Annotated in this window: 27 protein-coding genes and 1 riboswitch; of the genes, 11 read left to right on the top strand and 16 right to left on the bottom strand. The window is 74.4% G+C overall.

The window, feature by feature from the left end; genetic code table 11:
* The first annotated feature begins 40 nt into the window (after positions 1-40).
* Positions 41-745, top strand: coding sequence for a YoaK family protein (locus SNE206_RS01905; protein WP_407911535.1), 705 nt, complete (start codon positions 41-43; stop codon positions 743-745).
* Between the two features lie 164 nt (positions 746-909).
* On the opposite strand, the gene SNE206_RS01900 is transcribed toward SNE206_RS01905, so the two are convergent.
* From SNE206_RS01900 to SNE206_RS01860, 9 genes are all read right to left on the bottom strand, one after another.
* Positions 910-1,953: a hemolysin family protein gene (locus SNE206_RS01900; RefSeq protein ID WP_407911534.1), complete on the bottom strand. Its 1,044-nt coding sequence runs from the start codon at positions 1,951-1,953 to the stop codon at positions 910-912.
* On the bottom strand, positions 1,950-3,308 hold the full coding sequence (locus tag SNE206_RS01895) for a hemolysin family protein (protein ID WP_407911533.1): 1,359 nt from the start codon (positions 3,306-3,308) through the stop codon (positions 1,950-1,952). The genes SNE206_RS01900 and SNE206_RS01895 overlap by 4 nt, the downstream gene beginning before the upstream one ends.
* A 188-nt stretch (positions 3,309-3,496) precedes the next feature.
* Complete coding sequence (locus tag SNE206_RS01890) at positions 3,497-3,955, bottom strand: PH domain-containing protein (protein ID WP_407911532.1); 459 nt, start codon at positions 3,953-3,955, stop codon at positions 3,497-3,499.
* 92 nt (positions 3,956-4,047) lie between these two features.
* Positions 4,048-4,896 (bottom strand): ATP phosphoribosyltransferase, encoded by an 849-nt coding sequence (gene hisG, locus SNE206_RS01885; protein WP_407911531.1) that lies wholly within the window; start codon positions 4,894-4,896, stop codon positions 4,048-4,050.
* A 59-nt stretch (positions 4,897-4,955) separates the two neighbouring features.
* The gene (locus SNE206_RS01880) at positions 4,956-5,228 is read right to left on the bottom strand and encodes a phosphoribosyl-ATP diphosphatase (RefSeq protein ID WP_405010308.1); all 273 of its coding nucleotides are present in this window, start codon (positions 5,226-5,228) and stop codon (positions 4,956-4,958) included.
* Between the two features lie 76 nt (positions 5,229-5,304).
* Complete coding sequence (gene ribH, locus SNE206_RS01875) at positions 5,305-5,790, bottom strand: 6,7-dimethyl-8-ribityllumazine synthase (RefSeq protein WP_407911530.1); 486 nt, start codon at positions 5,788-5,790, stop codon at positions 5,305-5,307.
* A gap of 62 nt (positions 5,791-5,852) precedes the next feature.
* Positions 5,853-7,121: a bifunctional 3,4-dihydroxy-2-butanone-4-phosphate synthase/GTP cyclohydrolase II gene (locus tag SNE206_RS01870; protein WP_407911529.1), complete on the bottom strand. Its 1,269-nt coding sequence runs from the start codon at positions 7,119-7,121 to the stop codon at positions 5,853-5,855.
* Positions 7,118-7,705, bottom strand: coding sequence for a nicotinamide riboside transporter PnuC (locus tag SNE206_RS01865; RefSeq protein ID WP_407911614.1), 588 nt, complete (start codon positions 7,703-7,705; stop codon positions 7,118-7,120). The genes SNE206_RS01870 and SNE206_RS01865 overlap by 4 nt, the downstream gene beginning before the upstream one ends.
* A 56-nt stretch (positions 7,706-7,761) precedes the next feature.
* Positions 7,762-8,424, bottom strand: a complete 663-nt coding sequence (locus SNE206_RS01860) for a riboflavin synthase (protein WP_407911528.1) — start codon at positions 8,422-8,424, stop codon at positions 7,762-7,764.
* A gap of 160 nt (positions 8,425-8,584) precedes the next feature.
* Positions 8,585-8,712: riboswitch (FMN riboswitch) on the bottom strand.
* A gap of 271 nt (positions 8,713-8,983) precedes the next feature.
* On the opposite strand from SNE206_RS01860, the gene cutA reads away from it, so the two are divergent.
* Positions 8,984-9,313 (top strand): divalent-cation tolerance protein CutA, encoded by a 330-nt coding sequence (cutA, locus tag SNE206_RS01855; RefSeq protein ID WP_407911527.1) that lies wholly within the window; start codon positions 8,984-8,986, stop codon positions 9,311-9,313.
* Positions 9,314-9,419: 106 nt separating this feature from the next.
* Here cutA and SNE206_RS01850 read toward each other — a convergent pair whose 3' ends face one another.
* Together SNE206_RS01850 and SNE206_RS01845 are read right to left on the bottom strand one after the other, a co-directional pair.
* Positions 9,420-9,545 carry a hypothetical protein gene (locus SNE206_RS01850; RefSeq protein WP_407911526.1) on the bottom strand — a complete coding sequence of 42 codons (126 nt, stop codon included), beginning with the start codon at positions 9,543-9,545 and terminating at the stop codon, positions 9,420-9,422.
* 67 nt (positions 9,546-9,612) lie between these two features.
* Complete coding sequence (locus SNE206_RS01845) at positions 9,613-9,978, bottom strand: hypothetical protein (RefSeq protein ID WP_407911525.1); 366 nt, start codon at positions 9,976-9,978, stop codon at positions 9,613-9,615.
* 360 nt (positions 9,979-10,338) lie between these two features.
* Between SNE206_RS01845 and SNE206_RS01840 the strand changes: the two genes are divergently transcribed.
* The gene (locus SNE206_RS01840; RefSeq protein WP_407911524.1) at positions 10,339-11,004 is read left to right on the top strand and encodes an MSMEG_1061 family FMN-dependent PPOX-type flavoprotein; all 666 of its coding nucleotides are present in this window, start codon (positions 10,339-10,341) and stop codon (positions 11,002-11,004) included.
* Here the strand turns inward: SNE206_RS01840 and SNE206_RS01835 are convergent.
* Entirely contained in the window at positions 10,995-11,603 is a 609-nt protein-coding gene (locus SNE206_RS01835; protein ID WP_407911523.1) for a TetR/AcrR family transcriptional regulator, read from the bottom strand. The genes SNE206_RS01840 and SNE206_RS01835 overlap by 10 nt on opposite strands.
* A gap of 63 nt (positions 11,604-11,666) precedes the next feature.
* Here SNE206_RS01835 and SNE206_RS01830 point away from each other — a divergent pair, with 63 nt between their 5' ends.
* On the top strand, positions 11,667-12,089 hold the full coding sequence (locus SNE206_RS01830) for a nuclear transport factor 2 family protein (protein WP_407911522.1): 423 nt from the start codon (positions 11,667-11,669) through the stop codon (positions 12,087-12,089).
* A 70-nt stretch (positions 12,090-12,159) separates the two neighbouring features.
* Here SNE206_RS01830 and SNE206_RS01825 read toward each other — a convergent pair whose 3' ends face one another.
* Positions 12,160-12,867, bottom strand: coding sequence for a Type 1 glutamine amidotransferase-like domain-containing protein (locus SNE206_RS01825; protein WP_407911521.1), 708 nt, complete (start codon positions 12,865-12,867; stop codon positions 12,160-12,162).
* A gap of 176 nt (positions 12,868-13,043) precedes the next feature.
* A complete protein-coding gene (locus SNE206_RS01820; RefSeq protein WP_407911520.1) occupies positions 13,044-13,235 on the bottom strand; it encodes a hypothetical protein in 192 nt (63 codons plus the stop codon).
* 273 nt (positions 13,236-13,508) lie between these two features.
* On the opposite strand from SNE206_RS01820, the gene SNE206_RS01815 reads away from it, so the two are divergent.
* Positions 13,509-14,378 (top strand): universal stress protein, encoded by an 870-nt coding sequence (locus SNE206_RS01815; RefSeq protein ID WP_407911519.1) that lies wholly within the window; start codon positions 13,509-13,511, stop codon positions 14,376-14,378.
* 5 nt (positions 14,379-14,383) lie between these two features.
* Complete coding sequence (locus SNE206_RS01810; protein WP_407911518.1) at positions 14,384-14,968, top strand: HPP family protein; 585 nt, start codon at positions 14,384-14,386, stop codon at positions 14,966-14,968.
* Here the strand turns inward: SNE206_RS01810 and SNE206_RS01805 are convergent.
* Together SNE206_RS01805 and SNE206_RS01800 are read right to left on the bottom strand one after the other, a co-directional pair.
* Positions 14,946-16,010: an S-adenosylmethionine:tRNA ribosyltransferase-isomerase gene (locus tag SNE206_RS01805; protein WP_407911517.1), complete on the bottom strand. Its 1,065-nt coding sequence runs from the start codon at positions 16,008-16,010 to the stop codon at positions 14,946-14,948. The two genes, SNE206_RS01810 and SNE206_RS01805, sit on opposite strands and share 23 nt — an antisense overlap.
* A 1-nt stretch (position 16,011) precedes the next feature.
* Complete coding sequence (locus SNE206_RS01800; protein WP_407911516.1) at positions 16,012-16,767, bottom strand: SDR family NAD(P)-dependent oxidoreductase; 756 nt, start codon at positions 16,765-16,767, stop codon at positions 16,012-16,014.
* A 223-nt stretch (positions 16,768-16,990) separates the two neighbouring features.
* Here SNE206_RS01800 and SNE206_RS01795 point away from each other — a divergent pair, with 223 nt between their 5' ends.
* The 5 genes from SNE206_RS01795 to SNE206_RS01775 all read left to right on the top strand — a co-directional run bounded on the left by SNE206_RS01795 (position 16,991) and on the right by SNE206_RS01775 (position 24,963).
* Positions 16,991-18,811, top strand: coding sequence for an HSP90 family protein (locus SNE206_RS01795; RefSeq protein ID WP_407911515.1), 1,821 nt, complete (start codon positions 16,991-16,993; stop codon positions 18,809-18,811).
* Positions 18,808-20,913: a hypothetical protein gene (locus tag SNE206_RS01790; protein ID WP_407911514.1), complete on the top strand. Its 2,106-nt coding sequence runs from the start codon at positions 18,808-18,810 to the stop codon at positions 20,911-20,913. The genes SNE206_RS01795 and SNE206_RS01790 overlap by 4 nt, the downstream gene beginning before the upstream one ends.
* Before the next feature lie 123 nt (positions 20,914-21,036).
* A complete protein-coding gene (locus tag SNE206_RS01785; protein WP_407911513.1) occupies positions 21,037-21,768 on the top strand; it encodes a hypothetical protein in 732 nt (243 codons plus the stop codon).
* Positions 21,769-22,399: 631 nt separating this feature from the next.
* Positions 22,400-24,133: a sulfate permease gene (gene sulP, locus SNE206_RS01780; protein ID WP_407911512.1), complete on the top strand. Its 1,734-nt coding sequence runs from the start codon at positions 22,400-22,402 to the stop codon at positions 24,131-24,133.
* Positions 24,134-24,285: 152 nt separating this feature from the next.
* A complete protein-coding gene (locus SNE206_RS01775; protein WP_407911511.1) occupies positions 24,286-24,963 on the top strand; it encodes a DUF5995 family protein in 678 nt (225 codons plus the stop codon).
* The last annotated feature ends 76 nt before the right edge of the window (positions 24,964-25,039 follow it).

Raw genomic sequence — 25,039 nt, 5'->3', positions numbered from 1 at the left:
GTCGCGGGCACCCGCCCCGCCCGGGCTGCTACCAACAAGGGTGACCCCCACCTTCCGGCGGCCCGATCCGCAGACGGTCCCCCTGCTGCTCATGACCGTGGTCACCGGCATCGTCGAGGCCGCGAGCCTCCTCGGGCTGGGCCACGTCTTCACCGCCGTGATGACCGGGAACGTGCTCTTCCTCGGCTTCGGCCTCGCCGGCGAGGACCTGTCGGTCGTGGGGTCGGGCACCGCCGTCGTCGCCTTCGCGCTCGGCGCGCTCGGCGGGCACCACGTCAACCTCCGCCTCGTCGAACGGCACGGCGTGCGCTGGACACCCGTCGCGGTGGCCGGGGTCGCCGTCCTGCTGCTGGCCGCCGCGCTGACCGCACTCGGGCTGCCGCGGCAGTACGGCGCCCCCACCGGCCGCGACCTGCTCGTGATCGCCGTCCTGGCGCTCGCCATGGGCTGGCGCAACGCCACCACCCTGCGGCTGGCCGTGCCCGGCCTGCCCACCACGGTGCTCACCCGCGGCTTCACCGGCCTCTTCAGGGTGCACGCCGCCCTCGACTCCCGCGAACGCCAGCTCGCCGCAGCAGTGGCGATGACCGCCGGGGCGATCGCCGGCGCCCTGCTGCTGCACCTGCGGCCCGCCGTGCCGCTGCTCGTCGCGGCCGCGGCCGAACTGCTCTCGGCGGAACTCTTCCGGCGGGAGGCCGCCCGCCCCGCCGTGTCCCGGGGCCCCGACGGCGACCACCGGCCCTAGCCGCCGGGGCACGGACCGCCGCCACCCGGACTCCCCGCCGCAGCCGGGGAACGGGCCGGACGGCGGAGGGGCGGGCGGCCGGGAACGCGCGAACGCCCGCCCGCGGCGGCAGCAGGTGCCGGTGCGGACGGGCGTCGTGACGGACAGGCGTCGTGACGGGCGGGCTACTGCAGCGCGGCCCGCCGGTGGTCGGGGTCGTGCACCTCGCCGACCAGTTCCTCCAGGACGTCCTCCAGGGCGACCAGGCCGAGCTGGCGGCCGTCGGCGTCGGCCACCGCCGCCAGGTGGGCGGCCGCGCGGCGCATCGCCCCGAGCGCGTCGTCCAGCGGCAGGCCCGGGCGCAGCACGGGGATCGGGCGGCGGAGCCGCTCCGGCATCGGCGCGTCCTGGTCCTCCAGGTCGAGGATGTCCTTGACGTGGAGGTAGCACTGGACGACGCCCTCCCCGTCGACCACCGGGAAGCGCGAGAAGCCCGTACGGACGGCGAGCCGTTCGATCTCCCGGGCCGTCACCCCGGCGGGCACGGTGACGAGCTGCTCGGGCGGCAGCAGGACCTCGGTGACCGGGCGCCGGCCGAGCTCCAGCGCGTCCTCCAGCCGCTCCTGGCGCTGCTCGTCGAGCAGTCCGGCGTCGGCGGAGTCGGCGAGCAGGTGGAGCAGTTGCTCGCTGTCGAAGACCGACTCGACCTCGTCCTTGGCGTCGACCTTGAAGAGCCGCAGCACGGCGTTGGCGAAGGCGTTGAGGAAGGCGATCACCGGCGAGAGCACGCGGGCGAGGCGGTCCAGCGGCGGGCCCAGCCAGAGCGCGGCCTTCTCGGGGCCGGCCAGGGCGATGTTCTTCGGCACCATCTCGCCCACCACCATGTGCAGGAAGACCACCACGGCCAGCGCCACCACATAGCTGAGCAGGTGCATCAGCGACTCGGGCACGCCGAGGGCGTGGAAGGGGCCTTCCAGCAGGTGGGCGATGGTCGGCTCGGCGAGCGCGCCGAGCAGCAGCGAGCAGACGGTGATGCCGAGCTGCGCGGCGGCGAGCATCGCGGACACGTTGGACAGCGCGTGGAGCACGGTGCGGGCCCGCTTGTTGCCGGCCTCGGCGAGCGGTTCGATCTGGCTGCGGCGTACGGAGATCACGGCGAACTCGGCGCCGACGAAGAAGCCGTTGCCGAGCAGCAGCAGGACGGCGGCGGCGAGCTGGAGGGCGGTCATCGGCCTTCCTCCGTGGTCATCGGTCCGGTCTCCTCGTCGCCGGCCAGGCCGGGGTCGGTGCGCTGGATGCGGACCCGGCCGGTGCGGTGGCGGTCGACCGCGAGCACGGTGAAGCGCCAGCCGGGCAGCTCGGCCTGCTCGCCCACGGCGGGCAGCTTGCCGAGCAGGTCGGCGAGCAGGCCGCCGAGGGTCTCGTACGGGCCGTCGGGGGCCTGGAGGCCGATGGCCTCCAGCTGGCCGATGCGGGTGAGGCCGTCGGCGTCCCACACCGGGAGGCCGCGCTCCGGGGGCATGGGCCGCAGGTCGGGCACGTCGTCGGGGTCGTGCTCGTCCTGCACCTCGCCGACGATCTCCTCGACGATGTCCTCGACGGTGACGACGCCGGCGGTGCCGCCGTACTCGTCGACGACGATGGCCATCGGCTGCTGCCGGCGGAGCCGGTCGAGGAGCTGTTCGGCGGGCAGGGTCTCGGGCACGAGCAGCGGGTCGACGGCGAGGCGGGCGACCCGGGTGCCGCCGCGCCGGTCGTCGGGCACCGCGAGGGCGTCCTTCAGCGTGACGGTGCCGGTGATCTCGTCGAGGTTGTGCACGTACACCGGGAAGCGGGAGAGGCCGGTGGCGCGGGCGAGGTTGAGGACGTCCGCGGCGGTGGCATCGTGGTGCAGGGCGACGACGTCGACCCGCGGCGTCATGACGCTCTCCGCGGTGAGCCGGCCGAGGCCGAAGGTCCGCACGAACAGCGCGGCGGACTGCTGGTCTATGGCGCCCTCGCGGGCGGAGTGCCGGGCCAGCGAGACGAGTTCGGCGGGGGTGCGGGCGTGCCCCAGCTCCTCCTGCGGTTCGATGCCCAGCGCGCGGACCATGCGGTCGGCGGAGCCGTTGAGGAAGCTGATGAGCGGGCGGCACGCGGCGGAGAAGGCCCGCTGCGGTCCGACGACCGCGTACGCGACCTGCAGCGGCCGGGAGATCGCCCAGTTCTTGGGGACGAGCTCGCCGATCACCATCTGCAGCACCGTGGCGGCGACCATGCCGGTGATGAGGGCGGTGCCGCGGGCGGCGGAGGCGGAGAGGCCGACCGCTTCGAAGAGCGGGGCGAGCAGCACCGACAGGGCGGGCTCGGCGAGCATGCCGACCACCAGCGAGGTGATCGTGATGCCGAGCTGGGCACCGGAGAGCTGGAAGGAGAGGTGGCGCAGTGCCGTGAGCAGGCCCTCCGCGCGGCGGTCACCGGCCTTGGCGGCGCGTTCGACGCTGCCGCGCTCCACGGTCACGAAGGCGAACTCGGCGGCCACGAAGAGGCCGTTGGCGAGGATGAGAAGCACGGCCGCAAGCAGCAGCAGCCAGGCGGTGATCACGGTGCCGCCTGCCTTCCGAGGGTCGGATGCGAGGCGGCGCAGGTACTACCGGACGGATCGTCCATGGACGGGGAGAGTCACTCCTCAGGTCGGTACGGGGGTTCTCGGGCCCTTTGCCCCGGCTTTACCAGCCGTCACCAGCGTAGACGATACCGAACGAGTGTAGGGATCTTGCTCCGGCGGCGGGGTCAGCGACGCGCCGTGCCACGCTCGTCGACGAGGTCGCGCAGCGCCCGCGCGGCGGTGACCGCCTGCGCGCGGCCGGCGCCGGGCTGGATGCCGACCGCGGCGAGCGAGGTGCCGTCGGCGAGGTCGAGGATCACCCAGGGGTCACCCGCGCGCAGGTTGACCCGGACGATCTCGGCCCAGGCGAGCCGGCGGCTGCGCACGAAGTTGACGACGGTGACGCCGGTCTCGTCGGCGCTCACCCGCGGCCGGGCGAGCATCAGCGCGAGACCCGCGAAGACCAGACCGCTGACGACCATCGCGGCCCGGTCGTTGGCGTGCCAGTTGGGCGGCAGCGCGAACGCGAGCACCGTGAAGACGATCACCATCACGCCGCAGAGCGGCAGCAGCACGTACCGGTTGCGGCGCGGCGACCAGGTGAGCGGCAGGACGGGCGCCGGCGGCGGGGCGGAGGTCGACAACGGGTGGCTCCAGTGCGGGGGGCGGGGGCCGGCAGGCCCCCGCCCTCGGGATCGGTCGTACGCGGCAGGTGCCGCCGGGGACGCCGGAGGCGTCAGAGGCGGCAGGCGTGGATGTTGGTGACCAGGATGGCGCGGGCGCCGATGCCCCACAGGTCGTCCATGATCCGCTGGGCCTCCTTGCGGAGCACCATCGCCCGGACGGCGACCCAGCCCTCGGTGTGCAGCGGCGAGACGGTCGGCGACTCCAGGCCGGGGGTGAGCGACACGGCGTCGCCGACCCGCTCGGCCCGGATGTCGTAGTCCATCAGCACGTACCGGCGGGCCACCAGGACGCCCTGGAGGCGGCGCAGGAACTGCTCGACCCGCGCGTCCTCGCCGGCGCCCTTCGGACGGACGACCACCGAGTCCGAGACCAGGATCGGGTCGCCGAAGACCTCCAGGCCGGCGTTGCGCAGGCTGGTGCCGGTCTCGACGACGTCCGCGATCACGTCGGCGACGCCGAGCTGGACGGCCGTCTCGACGGCGCCGTCGAGCTTGGTGACCGTGGCCTTCACGCCGTGCTCGGCGAGGTGCTGCTCGACGAGACCGGTGTACGAGGTGGCGATCCGCATGCCTTCGAGGCCCTGCACGTCGTCGACCCCGACGCCGACCGGACGGGCGAAGCGGAAGGTGGAGCCGCCGAATCCGAGGGCCAGCACCTCCTCGGCGTCCGCACCGGAGTCGAGCAGCAGGTCACGGCCGGTGATGCCGACGTCGAGGCGGCCGGAGCCGACGTAGACGGCGATGTCGCGCGGGCGGAGGAAGAAGAACTCGACCTGGTTCTCCGGGTCGACCAGCACGAGTTCCTTGGGGTCCTTGCGCTGGCGGTAGCCGGCCTCATGCAGCATCTCCGCCGCCGGACCCGAGAGAGAACCCTTGTTGGGAACGGCGATGCGGAGCATGGAGGACGTTTCCTTCGCTGTGGGAGGGGTGGCTGACACGGGGGCGGCCGGCCGGGCGGTCAGAGGTACGCGTACACGTCGTCGAGCGTCAGCCCGCGGGCGATCATCATCACCTGGAGGTGGTAGAGGAGTTGCGAGATCTCCTCGGCCGTCTGGTCGTCCGACTGGAACTCGGCGGCCATCCAGACCTCGGCGGCCTCCTCGACGACCTTCTTGCCGATCGCATGGACGCCCTGCTGGACGAGCTGCGCGGTGCGGGAGGACGAGGGGTCGCCGGTGGCGGCCTTCTGCTGGAGCTCGGTGAACAGCTCCTCGAATGTCTTCGAAGCCATGATGACCTCACCTTACGGTGTGCGGGCTGACCGGCGGTAAACGATTCCGGACCGTGGACAGTCCGGTGGGACACCGTCAGGCGCCGGCCCCGGCGACGGCGCGCAGCACGGCCGCGGTCGCGACCGCGGCGGTGACGGCCTCGTGGCCCTTGTCCTCGGCGGAGCCGGGCAGACCGGCCCGGTCGAGCGCCTGCTGCTCGTCGTCGCAGGTGAGCACGCCGAAGCCGACCGGCACACCGGTGTCGACGCTGACCTGGGTGAGGCCGACGGTGGCGGCCTGGCACACGTAGTCGAAGTGCGGGGTGCCGCCGCGGATGACCACGCCGAGGGCGACGACGGCGTCGTAGCCGGCCTCGGCGAGGCGCTTGGCCGCGACCGGCAGCTCGAAGGTGCCGGGCACCCGCAGCACGGTGGCACCGTCGATGCCGAGCTCCTTGAGGGCGCGGTCGGCGCCGTCGAGGAGGCCGTTCATCACCTGCTCGTGCCACTGCGCGGCGATCACCGCGACCTTCAGGCCGGCGGGGGTCTCGATGGTCAGCTCGGGGGCTCCGTGGCCGCTCACGTGCGTACTTCCTTCGTCTCTGGGTCGTGCGGGTGGGTCGTGCGGGTGGAAGGGGGTGGTGGTCAGGAGTCGGTGCCGAGCCACGGCAGGTCGTGGCCCATCCGGTCGCGCTTGGTGCGCAGGTAGCGCTCGTTGTGCTCGCCGACCTGCACCTCCACGGGGAGGCGGCCCTTGACCTTGAGGCCGTGCTCGGTGAGCGCGGCCTGCTTGTGCGGGTTGTTGGTGAGCAGCGTCAGCGAGCGCACACCGAGGTCGGCGAGCATCTGGGCGCCGATCGAGTAGTCGCGGGCGTCCGCGGGCAGGCCGAGGTCGAGGTTGGCGTCGACGGTGTCGCGGCCCTGCTCCTGCAGCTCGTACGCGCGCAGCTTGTGGGCGAGGCCGATGCCGCGGCCCTCGTGCCCGCGCAGGTAGAGGACGACACCGCGGCCGGCCTCGGCGACCTGCCGCAGCGAGGCCTGCAGCTGGGGGCCGCAGTCGCAGCGCAGCGAGCCGAGGACGTCGCCGGTGAGGCACTCGGAGTGCAGGCGCACGAGGACGTCCTCGCCCTCGGGGAGGCGGCCGTCCGCGTCGAGGCCGCCGGCGACCAGCGCGAGGTGCTCGACGCCGTCGATGGTGCCCTTGTAGCCGACCGCCGTGAAGTCGCCGTACTCCGTGGGCAGCGCGGTGACGGCGGCGCGGCCGACGTGCAGCTCGGTGCGGCGGCGGTAGGCGATCAGGTCCTCGATGGAGATGATCGCGAGGCCGTGCTCGCGGGCGAAGGCGACCAGCTCGGGCAGCCGGGCCATGGTGCCGTCGTCGTTGACGACCTCGGCGATGGCACCGGCCGGGGTGAGGCCGGCCAGCCGCGCCAGGTCGACGGCGGCCTCGGTGTGGCCGGGGCGCACGAGGACGCCCCCGTCGACGGCGCGCAGCGGGAAGACGTGGCCGGGGCGGGTCAGGTCGCCGGGCTCGGTGCCCGCCGAGGCCAGCAGCCGGATGGTGCGGGCGCGGTCGGCGGCCGAGATGCCGGTGTCGACGCCGTCGCGGGCGTCCACCGAGATGCTGTACGCGGTGCCCTTGCGGTCCTCGTTGATCGCGGTCATCGGGGGCAGCTTGAGCCGGTCGAGCTCCTCGCCGGTCAGCGGGGCGCAGATCACGCCGGAGCTGTAGCGGATGGTGAAGGCGAGCAGCTCGGGGGTGGCGGCGGACGCGGCGAAGACGATGTCGCCCTCGTTCTCGCGGTCCTCGTCGTCGACCACGATCACGGCGCGGCCGAGGGCGATGTCGGCGATGGCACGCTCGACCGGGTCGAGGACGAGGTCGGTGCCGGTGTCGGAGTGCTGGATCGTCATGCCGTGACTCCCTGGGGGTTCTTGGTGAGCGAGGGGCGGGCGGTGCGGGTACTGAGCCACCAGGAGCGCAGGCCGAGCAGCACGAGCACGAAGTAGATGCTGTAGGTGAGGCCGGAGAAGGCGTAGCCGCTGTTGAAGGCGAGCGGCACGCCGACCACGTCGACGGCGATCCAGGCGAACCAGAACTCCAGCCAGCCGCGGGCCTGGGCGTACATCGCGGCGAGCGTGCCGACGAAGATGTACGCGTCCGACCAGGGGCTCCAGGAGAGTTCCGGGTAGGCCCGGAAGAGCAGGGCGAGGGCGGTGGTGCCGGCGGCGGTGGCCGCGACGAGGACGGCCCGCTCGGGCCAGGTCGCGAAGCGGACGGTGATCCCGCCGGTGGCGCGGCGGCCACGCTGCCACTGCGTCCAGCCCCAGGCCGCGGCGACGATCACGATCAACTGCTTGCCGATCAGGCCGGGCACGTGGCCGCCGAGGTAGGCGGTGACGAGGACGGCGCCGGAGAGGAGCTGGACGGGCCAGCTGAGCACCGAGCGCCGCCAGCCCAGGGCGAGGGCGGTGAGGCCGAGCAGGTTGCCGATCATGTCGGCCCACTTCACCGGCTCGCCGAAGGCGGTGAAGGCCACCCCGGTCAGTGCGTTCACGAGACGTCCTTCGTGAGGTGGTCGGGCAGGGTGCGGGTGTCGAGCAGCCGCTCGACGTACTTGGCGAGGACGTCGACCTCCAGGTTGACCGGGTCGCCGACGGTCTTGGCGCCGAGCGTGGTCAGGGCGAGCGTCGCGGGGATCAGCGAGACGCTGAAGGAGTCGAGGGCGGCGTCGACGACGGTGAGGCTGACGCCGTCGACCGTGATCGAGCCCTTCTCCACCAGGTAGCGGGTGATGGACTGCGGGAGCGAGAAGCGCAGCACCTCCCAGCGGGGCCGGCCCTCGGCGTCGAGGTCGCCGGGCTCGCGGGAGAGGAGTTCACCGGTGGCGTCGACGTGGCCCTGCACGAGGTGGCCGCCGAGGCGGGCGCCGAGCGCCATCGCGCGTTCCAGGTTGACCGTCGAGCCGGGCGCGAGCGCGCCGAGGCTGGAGCGGTGCAGTGTCTCCGCCATCACGTCGGCGCTGAACTCACCCGTGTCGGCGGCGAGTTCCTCGGGGCTGTCGACCACGGTCAGGCAGACGCCGTTGACCGCGATGGAGTCGCCGTGCTTCGCACCGGAACAGACCACCGGGCCGCGCAGGCGCATCCGCGACGAGTCGCCGATCTCCTCGATGGAGACGACCTCGCCGAGCTCTTCGATGATGCCGGTGAACACCCGGGTTCTCCTCGCGCTTGGGGCGCGGACTCCGGGGCGGCAGGGGAGATGACGCGGACAGCACGGCCCGGGGGATCCCGCCCCGGCGCCGTCGCCGAAGAGGGTTCTCCTGTGCCTGCACACCACGACCCGTCACCGGGTCATGAAACTGCTCGTCCGCCGCGCACGCCTCCCATCCGGACTTTAACCGTCGGTCCAGGAATTTCACCTGGTCAACCGCCCGCTGGCTGCGGACGGGTCGCGGACTGTAACCGCCGGTTCGGATTTTCACCGACCCCGGAGTGCGCTGAACGTCACTACTTCTGCCGTCATTCTGCCATGATCGGCCGCCGTTGAGCAGAGGGCCTCCCTGTGGCCTGTTTCACTCCGCCACCGGCCGATCACGGGGAATAGCGGAACTCCGCATGCGCACGGCCGGACGGGCCGCACCGACGGCCGGCGCGAACGGCAACACCGCGGGGCGACGCGACGGCACCGTGACGGATCAGGGCGACAACACCGCGGCGGGCCGGGGCGACTGCGCCCCGGGGCCGACGGAGGTCCCGTACGCTCGGCGCCCATGACGCACGCCGAATTCCTCGTGGTGACGACGACCTACGACGACGAGCAGCAGGCCCGCGCCCTCGCCGAGGCGGCCGTCGGGGAGCGCCTCGCCGCGTGCGCACAGGTCCACCCCGTCAGCTCGGTGTACCGGTGGGAGGGCGAGGTGCGGTCCGACGCGGAGTGGCGGGTCGACCTCAAGACCCGTGCCGCGCTGGCCGAGCGGCTCGTCGCCTTCATCGGCGAACGCCACGGCTACGACCTCCCGGAGATCGTCGCCGTGCCCGTGGTCACCGGATCCGCCGCCTACCTGGAGTGGCTCCGCGCGGAGACCTCCGGCCGCGCCTGACGCCACGTCACCGCCGGTCGTGCCGGCATCTCGTGGACGACGAGCTGCACCACCACCCCGACGAACACCTCGCCACCGCCGGGGCGTTCCTGGAGGGGCGGGTCGTTCACGAGCCGATGGCGGCGCACCGGCCGACCGCCGACGCCGACCCGGCGAGCCCGGCCACCGTCCGGGAGTTCGCCCGGATCCGGCGGGGGATGCCGGAGCCGGTGGAGAACCGCACCTTCGGCAACGGCGTCGTGCTGCTCCGGTACGCCCGCGTCCGCCCGGAGGCGGCCCGCCGACCCGGGTCCGGCGGCTCAGCGGTGACGGACGGCCGTGGCGCGGTCCAGGTCGATGCGGGCCCCGCGGCGCCGACCGGCGGCGGCCGGGGTCGCCGCGCGCTGCCCGGCCGTGGCGAGGGCCTCGCCGAGCGTGACGGCCGGGACGACGAAGGACTGCTCGCCCGCGCGGCCGTCGGGCGCGACGGTGGGGGCCGACACCAGCCACAGGGGCGCCTCGACGGGCGGGAAGGCGGCGAACCCGGCGACCGCACGGGGTGCTGCACCCGCCGGCGGCCCCGGCACCGCGGACCTCGTGGACATCGCGGAGGGCCCGGTCCGTACGGGCAGCGCGGGCTTCGCGGCACCCGGGGCCGCAACGAAAGGCGTGAGTCCCAGCGTCATGACGTAACTCCGATCAGCGACGGCGACCGTCGATTGCTGCCAAGCATACGAATGTTGCGCAAGAAATCCACCATGTAACGCAAAAAACAAATCAATGCACGGATGGTGACTCAGCAGGGGAGGGAGGAGGAGATCGGACCCGGGCGGGCGGGGTCCGCATCCGTCCCGTGCCGAGAACGATACGGAGCCTGCACGGGAGCACCACCCTCCGGAGCGGGACGTAAGCTTGCCCGTTCGGCACCGTCCGCGGACCGGGCGCCGTCCAGGCCCGCCCGGCGGCCCTCCGCCCCGCCCGGGGGCCCGTACGCGGCGGGGAAAAGGCGTTCCGCCGGGCGTCCGGCTGGGCTAGGTTCCTGGTACGTGATCACCCCATCCGAGGCGCCCGGCCGCCTCTTCGACGCCCTGAACGCCACCGCGGTGCGGGAGGTGTCCGGGTTGCGCGAGCTCTACGAGCAGCCCTCGGACCTCGTCGTCCGCAAGCAGGTGGACCGCATCCACGACGTGGCACGGCAGCTCATCGGCTGCTCGTCGCTGGTGCTCGTCGCCAGCGCGGGGGCCGACGGCCGGTGCGACGTCTCACCCCGCGGCGGGCCGCCCGGCTTCGTGGCCGTGCTGGACGAGCTGACGCTGGCGATCCCGGACGCCACCGGCAACAAGCGGCTCGACAGCCTGCACAACATCGTCGAGACGGGCCGCGTCGGCCTGCTGTTCGTGGTGCCCGGGCGCGACACGACCCTGCGGGTGAACGGTCGGGCCTGCATCTCCACCGACGAGCACCTGCTGGAGCAGCTCACCGCCGTCGGCAAGCCGCCGCGCAGCGCGATCGTGGTCGAGGTCGACGAGGTGTACGGGCACTGCCCGAAGGCGTTCCTGCGCGGCGGCGCGTGGAAGCCCGAGCAGTGGCTCGCCCGGGACGCCCAGCCGAGCTCGGCCCAGGTGACCCTCTCGCACCTGCAGGACCCGGAGCTGACGATCGCCCACATCGAGCAGGCGGAGCGGGAGTCGCTGCTGCACCGCTACGAGTGAGCGGCCCGGCCGCCGGCCGCCGCGAGCAGGACGGCGGCGGCCTCGCGGGCACCGTCGGCGGGGGCGGGGCCGCCGGTGACGGCGGCCGTGGTGATCGCCCCCTCGGCGAGCAGCAGCAGGTGCCCGGCGAGCGGCGCGGGCAGCCGTGCGGCGCCGGTGAGGCCGGCCAGGTAGTGCCCGAACTCGGCCTTGTGGTGGCGGGCGGCCGCGGCGACGGCGGGTGAGTCCGCGCCCAGCTCGCCGTAGGCGTTGACGAAGGCGCAGCCGCGGAACCCGGGCTCCTCGAACCACTGCCGCAGCCAGTCGAAGACGGCGAGCAGGCGTTCCTCGGGGTCGGTGGTGGCCGTCGCGACGTACGCGGCGAGGTCGGCGCGCCAGCGGGTGTCGCGGCGCCGGAGGTAGGCCTCGACGAGCTCCCCCTTGGAGGGGAAGAGCCGGTAGAGGCGTTTGAGCGGGAGCCCGGAGGCGGTGCGGACGGCGTCCATGCCGACGGCCTGCACGCCGTGGCCGTAGAAGAGCTGTTCGGCGGCGTCCAGCGCACGGACGCGCGCCACCTCGTCGGTTTCCACGGGCACGCTGCCTCCTTGCGCGAGAACCATCGTTCTCCTATCGTAGCGGACAAGCAGAGAACGACCGTTCTCCATCTGTCGCGAGGAGCCCCGATGTCCGGTACCCGGCCGCCCGTCCCGCCGTTCACCGAGGAGACCGCCCGGCAGAAGGTCCAGGCCGCCGAGGACGCCTGGAACACCCGCGACCCGCACCGCGTCGCCCTCGCCTACACGGAGGACTCCGAGTGGCGCAACCGCGACGTCTTCCTCACCGGCCGGCCCGCGATCGTCGACTTCCTCACCGCCAAGTGGCGCCGCGAGCTCGGCTACCGCCTCCGCAAGGAGCTCTGGGCCTACACCGGCGACCGGATCGCCGTCCGCTTCGAGTACGAGTACCACGACGAGGACGGCCGGTGGTTCCGCGCCTACGGGAACGAGAACTGGGAGTTCGACGCGTACGGGCTGATGCGCCGCCGCTTCGCCAGCATCAACGACCTCGCGATCACCGCGGACGAACGCCGCATCGCCCTCCCCTGAACCCGCCGCACGACACCCGCGCACCCCGGCGCCGGGGTGCCGGATGCTCGGGTGCCGTGCAGCAGGTGCGTCACAGCGTGAGCACCGCACCTGCCCGGTAGGAGCGGAGCACGACCCCGTCGCCGTCCGGACGGACGAGGTGCACCCGGCCCGCGCCGCGCACCGCCGCCGTCCGCCCGTCGACGGCCAGCGCGGTGTTCTCGTCGATCGCCAGCCCGTACGGCACCGCGCCGCGCGCGACCGCCTCGGCCAGCCGCGGCAGGGTGCCCCACTGGGCGGCGTGCACGTCGACCGCGGCGCCCAGCAGTCCGAGTCCGGGCACGACGCCGAGCTCGTCGAGGTCCTCGGCGGCGTCCTCCGGGCAGACCGGCACGCCCTCGGAGAGCCAGCCGCCGACCAGCGCCCGTTCGGCGGCGATCGCCGCACCCGCCGAGAAGCCCGCGTACGGCAGCGGCCGCTCCGCCAGCCGCCGGCCGAGCGGGCCGGCCAGGGCCGCGGCGTAGGCGGGGGTGAGTCCGCCCCCGACGAAGACGGCGTCCGCGCCGTCGATCCCCGCCGGGTCGAAGGCCTCCCCCGGCACCACCGGCAGCACCCGCGGGCGGCAGGGCGCGGCCGCGCGCAGGGCGGAGGTCCAGCGCTCGGACTGCTCGGGCAGCTCGCCCTCGTCGAGCAGCAGGCAGGCCACCACCGGATCGGGGCCGGCCTCCGCCAGGAACGGGCCGTACAGCTCGGCGTGGACCGTCGCGTCGCGGCCGCCGCCCACCAGATGGATCGTCATCGCTCCCCCTCGAAGTCCTCGGACGGGACTCCTCGTGCCCGACTCCTCGTGCCGCCGGCCCGACGGCACGCCGGGCCGTGTCCGGCCGGACCGAACCTAGGGGCCCGACCGCCCGCGGGCCAGCGCTTTTCGCCCCCGGCCCGCCCGGCCCGCCCCCGGCCCGCGCGACGGGGCCGCTAGGCCTCCGGCGCGGCCCCGCACCGCGGGCACGGTGCGGGAGCACGCGCCCCGAGCACCGCGTCGCAGGACGGGCACAGCATCGCCAGCAGGCAGGCCGGCTCGCCGCCCTCCTCGGGCGGCCCCGCCGCCGGCGGTCCGCTCTCCCCCGGGTCCTGCCGGTCACGCTCCGCGTCCCGTTCCGTCGCCATGCCCGTGAGGCTACGCCGCGGCCGTCCCCTGCGGGACCGGGCGTGGCGGCTCGCGGAACGACGCCGGCGGTGGTCTGCTGGAGGGGACGGGAAGGGCCCCAGGAAGACGCGGAGCAGCGGTCGCAGGACCGTGCACCGCGCAATCAGGATCCGCGAGAAGCGGGTAGCCCCTTCCCGTCCCCGCACGTCCGTACCCTGCCGGTCCGGCGCGCCGCAGGGCGCGGAGCCCGCGACCGGGCCGAGGGCCCTGTTCGGGGCCGCCGTGGAGGAGCCATGACGTCAGCCGACGGACGCCGCGCCATCGTGGTCGGCATCGACGCCCAGGATCCCGCCTCGCTCGCGCTCACCTGGGCCGGCGACGAGGCGGCCCGCCGCGGGCTGCCGCTGCGCCTGGTGCACGCCGTCCCTCCCACCGCCCGCGACCTGCGCGGATTCGACGAGGGCAGGTACCGGACCTCCCTGCACGAGCTCGGTGACGCCGTCCTCGGCGAGGCCCGGCTCGCCGTCGAGAAGCGCCATCCCGGGCTGGAGACCACGCTCGTGCTCGCCGACGGGCACCCCGGGCAGGTGCTGTGCCGGCGCGGCGCCGGTGCGGAGATGATCGTGCTCGGCTCGCGCCACCTCTCCCGCGTGGAGGAGGTGCTCAGCGCGTACTCGGTGATCGTGCCGGTCAGCGCCCAGGCGGACTGCCCGGTCGTGGTCGTGCGGCGGCAGGAACCCGCCACCGACCGGCCGCCGTACGTGGTGGTCGGCGTGGACGGCAGCGCCGGGTCGGTGGCCGCCGTCGACCACGCCTTCGACACCGCCGACCGGCGCGGTGCCGCCCTGCGGGCCGTGTGGGTCTGGCAGGCGCCGATGATCCTGCCGATCGACGAACACACCGCGGTGCAGGAGGTCCGCCGCCAGCTCCACGAGGCCACCGCCGGGCGCACCGCGCGCCACCCCGACGTGCCGCTCACCCACGACGTCGTGCTCGGACACCCGGTGGAACAGCTGGCCCAGGCTTCGGCCGGGGCGCTGGCGGTCGTCGTCGGGCGGCGCGGCCGGGGCGGGTTCACCGGGCTACGGCTCGGCTCGGTGCCGCACGGGCTGCTGCGGCACGCCGAATGCCCCGTCGTGACCGTGCCCTCGGACGTGCGGTGAGGCCCGTGACCCGGCTCCTCGACCGGGTCGCGCTGCCGCAGCTGGTCGAGACGCACGACCCGAGCCTGGTGAAGGCCGCGTACTCGGCCGTCAACTCCTTCGTCTCCCTGGCCGTGATGGCCCTGGTCGCGCACCTCAGCGGGCTGCCGTTCCTCTTCCCGTCCCTCGGACCGACCGCCTTCCTGCTGTTCTACACGCCGCTCACCGCGCCGGCCTCGCCGCGCAACACCGTCCTCGGGCACCTCGTCGGCTGCGTCTCCGGCTACGTGGCGCTCGCCGCCACCGGCCTGCTCGACGCCCCGCCGGACCTCACCGACATCACCTGGGCCCGCCTCGCCGCGTCCGCGATCGCCCTCGGCCTGACCTGCGGACTGATGCCGCTGCTGGGCGTCGCGCACCCGCCCGCCGCGGCGACCACGCTCATCGTCGCGCTGGGACTGCTCCGCACGCCCGGCCAACTGGCCGTGATGATGCTCGCGGTGGCGCTGCTCGCGGCCCAGGGACTCCTGGTCAACCGGCTGGCGGGCCTGCCCTACCCCTGGTGGCGGGCGCCGAGGACCCCGGCGGTCAGCGGGCCAGCAGCAGGTTGACGTCGCCGAACTCGTGCCACAGGTAGCGGTGTTCGAGCGCCTCGGCGTAGCAGCGGGCGAGCAGCGGACGCCCCGCGACGGCCTCCAGCATGAGCAGGTGGGAGGCCTCCGGCTCGTGCCAGCCGGTGAGCAGGCCGTCGACGGCACGCACACCGCGACCGGGCGTGACGACGAGGTCCGTCCAGCCGTCGGCCGCGTGCACCCCGCCCGACCCGTCGGCCGCCGACTCCAGCGCACGGACGACGGTCGTGCCGACCGCGATCACCCGGCCCCCGCCCGCCCGCACGTGCCCGACCAGCCGGGCGGTCGCCCCGGGCACCCGGTAGCGCTCGGCGTAGGGCGCCTCGTGCGCCTCCGGCGAGGCCACACCGGTGTGCAGGGTGACCGGCGCCAGCAGCACGCCGCGGGCGACCAGCCGGGCCACCGTCTCGGCGGTGAACGGCCGTGCGGCGCTGGGCATCTCGCTGCTGCCGGGCACCGCGGCGAAGACCGTCCGGTAGGCCTCGATCGGCCAGTCCCGGTCGACGTAGCCGTAGCGGATCGCGCGGCCGTGGCGGGCGAGGTACCCGGTCAGCTCCTCCGGCAGGGTGAGGCGGGCGTGCCACAGACGGGGGGTGAACGCCGCGGTCAGCTCGGCGGCCGCCCCGCCCGGCAGCGCCACCCGCAGGCCTGCACGGGCCGGCGACGCCCCGGGCGGGTACGGCTCGGCCGCGCCCGTGCCCGGGCGGCGCAGCTCCACCAGGTGCCGGCCGCGCGGGTCGGGCTGCGCGGAGGAGAGGTGCACCGCCACGGAGCCGCCGTCGGGCAGGGTGCCGGTGAGCGCGGCGGGCAGGGTGGCGGAGTTGTTGACCACCAGCAGGTCGCCGGGCTCCAGCAGGTCCGGCAGGTCGGTGAACCGGTGGTGGGCGACGGTGGGACCGTCCCGGTGGCCGACGAGCAGGCGGACGCCGTCCCGGGCGAGGCCGCGTGCCTCGGCCGGGGCACGGGCGGAGAGTTCGGGCGGCACGGTGAAGTCGTAGCCGGGGTCCACGGCCGTCGTCATCTCAGACCCCCGCCCGTGCGGCGTCGCGCAGGTCGGCGGCCTGCAGGTCGGCGGCCCGGTAGCGGCCGGAGGCGGGGCGGTCGTGCAGCAGGGCGAGGAGCGCCGGCACGACGGTGGCGGGCAGCGGCCGGTCGGAGATGTCCTCGCCGGGGAAGGCCTCCTGGTGCATGCGGGTGCGCATGTCGCCGGGGTCGACCGACCACACGGCGAGGTCCGGCTCCTCCGCGGCGAGGACGGCGGCAGCGTGGTCGAGCGCGGCCTTCGAGGCGCCGTAGCCGCCCCAGCCGGCGTACGCCTCGACGGCGGCGTCGGAGCTGACGGCGAGGACCGCGCCGCGGCGGGCCCGCAGCTGCGGCAGGAGGAGCTGGGTGAGGGCGATCGGGGCGAGCACGTTGACCTCGAAGGTCTCCAGCAGGCCGGGCAACGGGAAGTCGGCGAGCGCGGGCAGTGGTGCGCCGGCCAGGTCGTAGCCGGTGAGGGTCGAGGCGTTGTGCACGAGCAGGGTGGCGCCGCCGAGGGCCGCGGCCGCCGCGGCGAGACGCTCCCGGTGCGCGTCGTCGACCACCGAACCGGCGGGTGCGGCGACCGTGGTGAGCGCGGCGAGTTCGGCCTCGGCGGCGGCGAGCCCGGCCGCGTCGCGGGCGGTGATCACCAGGGGCCGGCCCTCCAGGGCGAGGGCGCGGGCGAGTTCGAGGCCGAGGCCGCGGGAGGCGCCGGTGACGACGGCGACCCCGGGGTGCTGCGGAGTGGTGTCCATGGGTCCACCCTGGCGCCGCGCACCGGCCCGGCGGATCGGCCTGCGGCCGGTGCGGCACGGGGCCCTTGGCCCTACGGCGCCGGCCCTACGGCTGCGGCCCTCCGCCCCCGGACGTACGGCGGCGGGCGGACGGCGGACGGCGGCGGGCTTGCCGCCCCGGCCCGCGGGCCCTGCGGCCGATATTCACCGCCACGTGTCGGACTCACGTTCTAGGGTGCCTGCCATGCACGATCTGGGAGACCCCGTGAACCAAACCTTCCGCGTCGATCTGCGCGGCATCGTCGACCTGCTGAGCCATCACCTGTACACCAGCCCGCAGGTGTACGCCCGCGAGCTGCTGCAGAACGCGGTCGACGCGATCACCGCGCTGCACCAGGACGGGGCGGCGGAGCCGCGCACCCCGCGGATCGAGATCTCCTCGGGCGAGGCGAACGGCGACGGCTCGCTGACCATCGGCGACAACGGGATCGGCCTGAGCGAGACCCAGGTCCACGAGCTGCTGGCCACCATCGGGCGCAGCTCGAAGCGCGACGACCTGGGCTTCGCCCGGCACGAGTTCATGGGCCAGTTCGGCATCGGCCTGCTGTCCTGCTTCATGGTCTCCGACGCCATCGAGGTGACCACCCGCCGGGCCGGCGAGCCCACCGTGCTGTGGCGCGGCCGCGCGGACGGCAGCTACACGGTGGAGCCCGCACCCGCCGACGCACAGCGCGAGGAGACCGGCACCACCGTCACCCTGCGCCCGCGCCCGGGCTGCGAACACCTCCTCACCCGCCGTGCGGTGACCGGCCTGGTCACCCACTACGGCGCCCGGCTGCCGCACCCGGTCACCGTGGACGGCGAGCCCGTCACCGGCGGCCCCGCACCGTGGGACCGCCCCGACGGGGAGGGCGCGGCCGAGCGCCGGGCCCGCCTGGAGGCGTACTGCGAAGAGGTGTTCGGCTTCGCGCCGTTCGACGTCGTCGACGTCGCCACCGCCGAGGCGGGCCTGCGCGGGGTCGCCTTCGTGCTGCCGATGCCGGCCAACCCGGCCGTCCCGGCGGCCCACCGGGTCTACCTCAAGCAGATGCTGCTGTCCGAAGGGGCCGAACGGCTGCTGCCCGAGTGGGCGTTCTTCGTGCGCTGCGTCGTGGACACCGCGGAGCTGCGCCCCACCGCGAGCCGCGAGGCCCTCTACGAGGACTCGCTGCTGGAGGCGACCCGCGACGCCCTGGGCGACCAGCTGCGCGGCTGGCTGGTCCGGTTGAGCGTGCAGGATCCGGCCCGCCTGCGGGCCTTCCTGCGGGTGCACCACCTGGGCGTGAAGGCGCTGGCCCTGCACGACGACGACATGCTGCGGCTGGTCGCCGACTTCTGGCCGATGGAGACCAACGTCGGACCGCTCACCCTCGCCGAGTTCACCGACCGCTACGGGCTGCTGAGGTTCACCCCGCTGCTCGACGAGTTCCGGCAACTGGCGCCGGTGGCCGCCGCGCAGGGACTCGCCGTCGTCAACGCGGGTTACGTCTACGACGCCGAGCTGATCGACCGGTTCGCCACGGTGGAGCGGCAGTTGGAGGTCGAGCAGCTGCGCGCGGCGGACCTCACCACCCACCTCCAGCGGCTGGAGACGGCCGACGAGCTGGCGCTCGCACCGTTCCTGGCCGTGGCCGACCGGGTGCTGGCGCGGCTGGGCTGCGACCTGCTGGTCCGCTCCTTCGAGCCCTCCGGGCTGCCCTCCCTGTACCTGCTGGACGACGACACCGCCTTCCAGCTCGACCTCCGCGGCACCCGCGACCAGGTGGACGACACGTGGTCGGCGATCCTCGGCAGCTTCCAGGCCGCCGCCGAGCCCCGGCCCCGCCTGGTGCTCAACCACCGCAACCCGCTGGCCCGGCAGGTGCTCTCCCTCGACGACCCCGACCTGCAGGCGACGTGCCTGGAGGGCCTCTACGTCCAGGCCCTGCTGCTCGGCCACCACCCGCTCCGCCCGGCCGACACGGCCGCACTCAACCAGTCCTTCCTCGGCCTGATCGGCCGGGCCGTCTCCGGGGCCGCGCAGTGAGCCGTACCGAGCAGGAGGTCCGCGACCTCTACCGCAGCAGCCACGGCATGCCGTCGGGGCCGGCGAAGTTCGCCGCCCTGGAGGAGGTGATCCGCCACGCCGACGCCCTGGGGCTGGTCGAGTTCGCCTTCGACGTGCGGATGTCGGCCACCTCGGTGTTCCAGCACAGCTGGGTGCCGGCGAAGGCGTTCCTCACCTTCTCCTGGTGCCTGGCCGCGTACGACCGCGAACCGGACCGCTTCGGCGGCCGGCACGACCACACGCTGCTGTGGCAGTTCAAGTGGATGATCTACAGCGTCTACCAGTTCCCGGAGATCCCGCTGCAGCGGGCGACGGACCTGCTGGCCGACATGGAGCGCCGCTACCGGCGCGGCGGCCACAGCCTGCACGCCGTCCTCCAGCACCGCGGCCTGGTGGCCGAGAGCACCGGCGAGCTGGAGCAGGCGCAGGACTTCTACGAGCAGATGGCCGTCACCCGCCGCGACGGGCTCTCCGACTGCTCCGGCTGCGTCCCCAGCAGCCAGGTGCGGACGCTCGTGGCGCTCGGCCGGGACGAGGAGGCGATCCGGATCGGCGAGCCGGCGATGCGCTCCGGGTGCACCGAGCAGCCGCAGTGGATCAACTCCGAGCTGCTGCTGCCGTACGTGCGGACCGGCCGCGGCGAGCAGGCCGTCGAGGCGCACCGCGCCGCGTACCGCCGCATCCGCGACAACCCGCACCACCTGGGCGAGCTGGCCTCGAACCTGCTGTTCTGCGTGCACAGCGGCAACCTCGGACGCGGGCTCGACCTGATCGAGCGGCACCTGTCGTGGCTGGACCGGCCGCGCACCCCGCTGACGGAGATGGAGTTCGCCGCGGCCGCAGCGGCCGTCCTCTCCGCGGTGGAGGCCCGCGGCGAGGGCGAGCGGCTCCTCCGCTTCCCCGCCGCGGACGGCGTCCGCCGCCCGGACGCCCGGGTGGCCGGGCTCGCCCGGGAGCTGCGGGAACGGGCGCTCGGCATCGCGGCCCGCTTCGACGGGCGCAACGGCAACACCTACCAGAGCACCCGGATGCGGGGGTGGTCGGGCGCGGGGCCGATCGGCGAGCCCGCCCCGCTGTCGGTGTTCGAGCGCGACCTGGAGTCCCGCGCGGGCGAGCAGGTGCGGCGGCTGGTCGACCGGGTCGCGGCGCTGACCGCGGCCGGCAACCGGGCCGGTGCGGCCCGCAGCCGGGCCGAGGCGGCCGACGCACTGCTGGCCGACGAACGCTTCGCCGACGCGGTGGAGGCCTCCGAGGAGGCGGTCCGCGAGCTGGACCGCCTCGGCCTGGAGGAGGAGGCCGCCACCGCCCGCTGGGTGCTGGCCCGCGCCTACCGCGGGGACGGCGAGTGGCGTCGCGCGAACGCCGCCCTCGCCGAACTGCTGGAGGCGTGGAAGCCGGGCGCCCCCGCGGCGTCGCTGCCGCCGCGCGCCGAACTGGAGGCCCGCCTCGGCGGATGGCTCGGCCACGGCCCCGAGGCGGCCGCCCGGTACCTCGCGGCGGCGCGCGGTTTCGCCGCCGAGGGCCGGGCCGCCGACCGGATGTCCGCGCTCGGCCAGGCCCTGCGGCGCCACCCTCGCGGCGGCGCCGCGTCCGCGCACGGCGCCGCCGCGGCCGACGTCCTCCCGGACCTGCTGGCCGAGGCCCGCAGCGCCCTGGACGAGCTCCTCGGGGCCGGGCTGCCGTCCGGCAGGGGTGCGCTCGGCACGGCGACCGCCGACGTCCTGCACGGCTACGCGAGCCACCTGCGGTCGTCCGGCGAGGCCGGGGCCGCCGTCGCACGGCTGCTGACCGCCCGCGCGCTGCTGGAGCAGCAGGAGTCCGACGAGGTCGCCCCGCAGCTCGGCGAGGTGCTCACCCAACTCGGCCTGCTGCACCTGCGGCTCGGCGACCCTGCGGCCGCCGAGGAGGCGGCCCGCGCCGGCCTCGCGCTGCTGGACGACCCCGAGGAGGCCTGGGAGGAGGCCCTGGTGCTGGTCCGCGCCCTGCAGGCCCGCGGCGCCGACGACGAGGCCGCCGCGGTGATGGCCGACCACGGCCTCGACGAGGACGACCTGGACGGCTTCGACGGCGAGGAGGACTGACCCGCCGGGGCGCACGGGCGGGCCTGCGGCGGCGGCCGCAGGCCCGTGCCCGGCCGACGGCCGCGGCGGGCCGTCGCGAATAATCGACGGAACGTTCGAACAATTGCTGGTAGCTTCCGTGTCGTGCCGAAGCTGAACCAGATCATCGCCGTCGAAAAGGGCGTCAAGTCCAAGTCGTTCCAGGAGCTGACCCAGGCTCACCAGGACCTCCAGAAGCCCGCGCTGCTCGCGGGCATCTCCCGGACCTACCAGCCGAAGGACGAGGAGGGCGAGCAGCTGCCGCCCGAGTCCACCCGGGTGCAGGTGAAGGCCGAGGACATCCTGCGCAGCACCGCCGCGACGCTGACCCGCCTGTTCGACGTGACCGCCACCAAGGACCGGGCTAACCGGACGGCTGCCGCGGACGTGGTCGTGGACGGCACCGTCCTGCTGGCCGACGTCCCGGTGCCGTACCTGCTCTTCCTGGAGAAGCAGCTCACCGACCTGTACACCTTCGTCCGCAAGCTGCCGGTGCTGGACGCCGCCGAGTCGTGGAACCTGGACCCGTCCACGGACTCCTGGAAGACCGACGCGGTCCGCACCATCCGCACCAAGAAGGTGCCGCGCAACCACGTGAAGGCCGAGGCCACCGAGAAGCACCCGGCCCAGGTCGAGGTCTACTACGAGGACGTCCCGGTCGGCTACTGGACGACCGTGAAGTTCTCCGGCGCACTGCCCGCCCGGCGGGTCAACGAGCTGACGGAGCGGCTGGAGAAGCTCCAGCAGGCCGTCAAGTTCGCCCGCGAGGAGGCCAACAGCGCCGAGGTCACCGACGAGCGGGTCGGCGACGCGGTGTTCGGCTACCTGTTCCGGTAGCCCCATGATCGCCCCCCGTGCGAGCGGGGGGTGCGCTGAAGAGCGCAAGCTGAAACTGATGTTGAAGCTGACCACGGGACGACGGTGGGGGTTCGAATCCCTCCCCCGGCACCACACCGTGCCGGGGTGGCCCAAGCGGCAGAGGCACGTCCCATGAATCTCAGATTCTCGCTCCAGTCTCAGTATCCGCCGCCGATCACCGGATCGACCGGGCGCGGACGATCATCGACGGATGCGGGTTCAAGTCCCGCCTGTGCCTCTCACCGCGGCACGGTAGTTCAACGGGAGAACACGTCGATCTCAGAATGATCCGCACCCTTCAACGTGCCGGTGTGCGCAATTGGGTGGCACTTCAGGGGCTCGGGAGCTGGATACGCTCCCGGGCCCCGTCACGTTCCACGGGGCTCCTCCCGGCCGCGTCGACGGTCGCGGCCGAGGCGCACCCTACGCGACCGCCGCAGGGGCTCCGTCCTTCGGTTCACCCTTTCGGCCGGGACGTCTGGCGGCGGCCCGGGGGCTCCCCGACGATGGGATCCGACGTCCCGCACGGCCCCGCGTTCCGCTCCCGGCACGATCCCGCCGGACGCGGTGGGCCGGTTCCGGCTGCCGTCGGCCCTGCGGAAGGAGACCGATGGGACAGTCAACCGACCCGGCCGGCGGTCTCCGGCGCCGCGTCACCGGGCTCGTCCCGGGGCTCGGCGTGCTCCGGTCGTACCGCCGCAGCTGGGTGCGCGGCGACCTGCTGGCCGGCGTCACCGTCGCCGCCTACCTGGTGCCGCAGGTCATGGCGTACGCGAGCGTGGCGGGTCTGCAGCCCGTCGCGGGGCTCTGGGCGATCCTGCCCGCGCTCGCCGTCTACGCCTTCCTCGGTTCGTCGCGCCTGCTGTCGGTCGGCCCGGAGTCGACGACCGCGCTGATGACGGCCGGCGTGGTGGGACCGCTGGCGGCGGGGGACGCGGACCGCTACGCCGTGCTCACGGCGGCGCTCGCGGTCGTGGTCGGCATGATGTTCCTGGTCGCCCGGATCGCCCGGCTGGGCTTCGTCGCCGATCTGCTGTCCCAGCCCGTCCTGATCGGCTACCTCGCCGGGGTCGCCCTGATCATGGGGGTGGACCAGCTGACGAAGCTCACCGGTGTCGAGACGGAGGGTTCGGGTTTCTTCCCGCAGCTGGTCTCCTTCTTCCGGAACCTCCCGGAGGCGCACGTCGCCACGGTGGTCCTGAGCGCGGGCACGCTGCTCTTCCTCTTCGTGGCGGCCGCGTTCCTGCCGCGCAGCGTGCCGGTCACCCTGCTCGCGCTGGTCCTGGGCACCGCGGTCGTCGCGGTGTTCGACCTGGAGCAGTACGGCATCCTGGTGATCGGGGACATCCCCACCGGGCTCCCGCGGCCCTCGTTCCCGTCGCTGGACGACTTCCGGGAGCTGGTGCTGCCCGCCGTCGGCGTGCTCCTCGTGGGATACACCGACGTGATCCTGACGGCCCGCGCCTTCGAGTCCCGCGACAGCGGCGAACGCCTGGACGCCAACCAGGAGCTGCTGGCGCTGGGCGTGGTCAACCTCGGCGCCGGCGTGCTGCACGGCTTCCCGGTGAGCAGCAGCGCCAGCCGCACCACGCTGGCGAAGTCGGCCGGCGGGCACACCCAGGTGTACGGGCTGACGGCGGACGTGCTCGTCGTCGCCGTGCTGCTGTTCCTCGGCCCGGCGCTCGCGCTCACGCCGTCGGCGGTCCTGGGATGCCTGGTCGTCTTCGCCGCCGTCCGGATGATCGACGTCGCGGGTTTCCGGCGGCTCTCGTCGTTCCGGCGCCGGGAGCTGCTGCTGGCGCTCGGGTGCCTGGTCGGCGTCCTGGCCCTGGACATCCTCTACGGGGTGCTGGTGGCCGTGGCGCTGTCGGTGGCCGAGCTGCTCAGCCGGGTGGCCCGGCCGCACGATGCGGTGCTGGGCCTGGTCCCGGGGGTGCCCGGCATGCACGACGTCGACGACTACCCCGAGGCGCGGACCATCCCCGGGCTACTGATCTACCGCTACGACTCGCCGCTGTTCTTCGCGAACGCCGAGGACTTCCGCCGGCGGGCCCTGGCTGCGGTGGCCGAGCAGCCGGAGCCGGTGCGCTGGTTCGTCCTCAACACCGAGGCCAACGTCGAGGTGGACATCACCGCACTGGACTCGGTGGAGGCGCTGCGGGACGAACTGGTCGGCCTCGGCTGCGTGTTCGCCCTGGCGAGGGTCAAGCAGGACCTGCGGTCGGAGCTGGACGCGTACGGGCTGACCGCCTCCGTCGGGGAGGAGCGGATCTTCCCCACCCTGGCTGCGGCCGTGGCCTCCTACCGCTCCTGGGGCGGTACGACGGGCGGGGCGGGGACGTAGGGGCCGGAGCCGCGGGGCGGGCCGGCCCGCCGCTCACCGCACGCCCGGCCGGGCCGACCACCACGACATCTGCGCGCCGTGCCGGCATCAACCGCATACCGACCTATCATCGGACGATCCGCCCGGCCCGCCGTGGAAGGCTGCGTACGCCCATGACGATCAGTGAGGCCCTGACGGTCGACCAGGTCATCGACCGGATGGAGGCGCTGCAGGGCACCCTCCCGCCCGCGGACGGCGTCGCCGTCTTCAACCGGATGTACCTGCGGGTGACCCTGCTCGTCCGCGAGCGGCTCACCGAGGGGCACTTCGCCGACCCGGACGGCATGGCCGAGCTGGACGCCGTCTTCGCCGCCCGCTACCTCGACGCCGTCGCGGCGGTCGCCGAGGGCCGCCGCCCCGCGCACTGCTGGCGCCCGCTCTTCGAGCTGCGCGGCCGCCCGGGCATCCACCCGCTGCAGTACGCCCTCGCCGGGATGAACGCCCACATCGAGCACGACCTGCCGCTCGCCGTGCTGGACGCCTGCGTCCTCCTCGGCCGCACCCCGGAGGACGTCCGCGGCGACTACCACCGGATCAACGACCTGCTCGCCCAGGTGGAGGCCGAGGTACGGGAGGAGCTGCTGCCCTGCCCGGACGCGGTGGACGCCGCCGAGCCGCTGCTGCACATGGCCGGCTCCTGGAGCATCGACCGCGCCCGCGACGCCGCCTGGGCCTCCGTGCTCGCCCTGTGGGAGCTGCGGCACGCACCCGCGGTGGAGGACGCGGTCGCCGCGGCGCTGTCGCGGTCGGTCGGCATGGTGAGCCGGGCCCTGCTCACCCCGGTGGGGTGAGCACCCGGCGCCCGGCCGGAACGGACCCGCCCCCCGCCCTCGCGCAGGGGCGCGGGCGGGGGGCGGACCGGGCGGA

This window comes from Kitasatospora sp. NE20-6, assembly GCF_045862635.1.
The sequence above is the reverse complement of the archived record's forward strand: the minus strand, read 5'-3'. Positions and strand labels throughout refer to the sequence as shown.

Coding starts and splice junctions, on each gene's coding strand:
- cutA (WP_407911527.1), top strand. CDS start 8,984: ATGACGCACGCCGAATTCCTCGTGGTGACGACGACCTACGACGACGAG.
- SNE206_RS01820 (WP_407911520.1), bottom strand. CDS start 13,235: ATGGCGACGGAACGGGACGCGGAGCGTGACCGGCAGGACCCGGGGGAG.
- SNE206_RS01865 (WP_407911614.1), bottom strand. CDS start 7,705: ATGATCGGCAACCTGCTCGGCCTCACCGCCCTCGCCCTGGGCTGGCGG.
- sulP (WP_407911512.1), top strand. CDS start 22,400: ATGGGACAGTCAACCGACCCGGCCGGCGGTCTCCGGCGCCGCGTCACC.
- SNE206_RS01880 (WP_405010308.1), bottom strand. CDS start 5,228: ATGGCTTCGAAGACATTCGAGGAGCTGTTCACCGAGCTCCAGCAGAAG.
- SNE206_RS01815 (WP_407911519.1), top strand. CDS start 13,509: ATGACGTCAGCCGACGGACGCCGCGCCATCGTGGTCGGCATCGACGCC.
- SNE206_RS01775 (WP_407911511.1), top strand. CDS start 24,286: ATGACGATCAGTGAGGCCCTGACGGTCGACCAGGTCATCGACCGGATG.
- SNE206_RS01835 (WP_407911523.1), bottom strand. CDS start 11,603: ATGGTTCTCGCGCAAGGAGGCAGCGTGCCCGTGGAAACCGACGAGGTG.
- SNE206_RS01800 (WP_407911516.1), bottom strand. CDS start 16,767: ATGGACACCACTCCGCAGCACCCCGGGGTCGCCGTCGTCACCGGCGCC.
- SNE206_RS01825 (WP_407911521.1), bottom strand. CDS start 12,867: ATGACGATCCATCTGGTGGGCGGCGGCCGCGACGCGACGGTCCACGCC.
- SNE206_RS01845 (WP_407911525.1), bottom strand. CDS start 9,978: ATGACGCTGGGACTCACGCCTTTCGTTGCGGCCCCGGGTGCCGCGAAG.
- hisG (WP_407911531.1), bottom strand. CDS start 4,896: ATGCTCCGCATCGCCGTTCCCAACAAGGGTTCTCTCTCGGGTCCGGCG.
- SNE206_RS01870 (WP_407911529.1), bottom strand. CDS start 7,121: ATGACGATCCAGCACTCCGACACCGGCACCGACCTCGTCCTCGACCCG.
- SNE206_RS01900 (WP_407911534.1), bottom strand. CDS start 1,953: ATGACCGCCCTCCAGCTCGCCGCCGCCGTCCTGCTGCTGCTCGGCAAC.
- SNE206_RS01830 (WP_407911522.1), top strand. CDS start 11,667: ATGTCCGGTACCCGGCCGCCCGTCCCGCCGTTCACCGAGGAGACCGCC.
- SNE206_RS01795 (WP_407911515.1), top strand. CDS start 16,991: ATGCACGATCTGGGAGACCCCGTGAACCAAACCTTCCGCGTCGATCTG.
- SNE206_RS01805 (WP_407911517.1), bottom strand. CDS start 16,010: ATGACGACGGCCGTGGACCCCGGCTACGACTTCACCGTGCCGCCCGAA.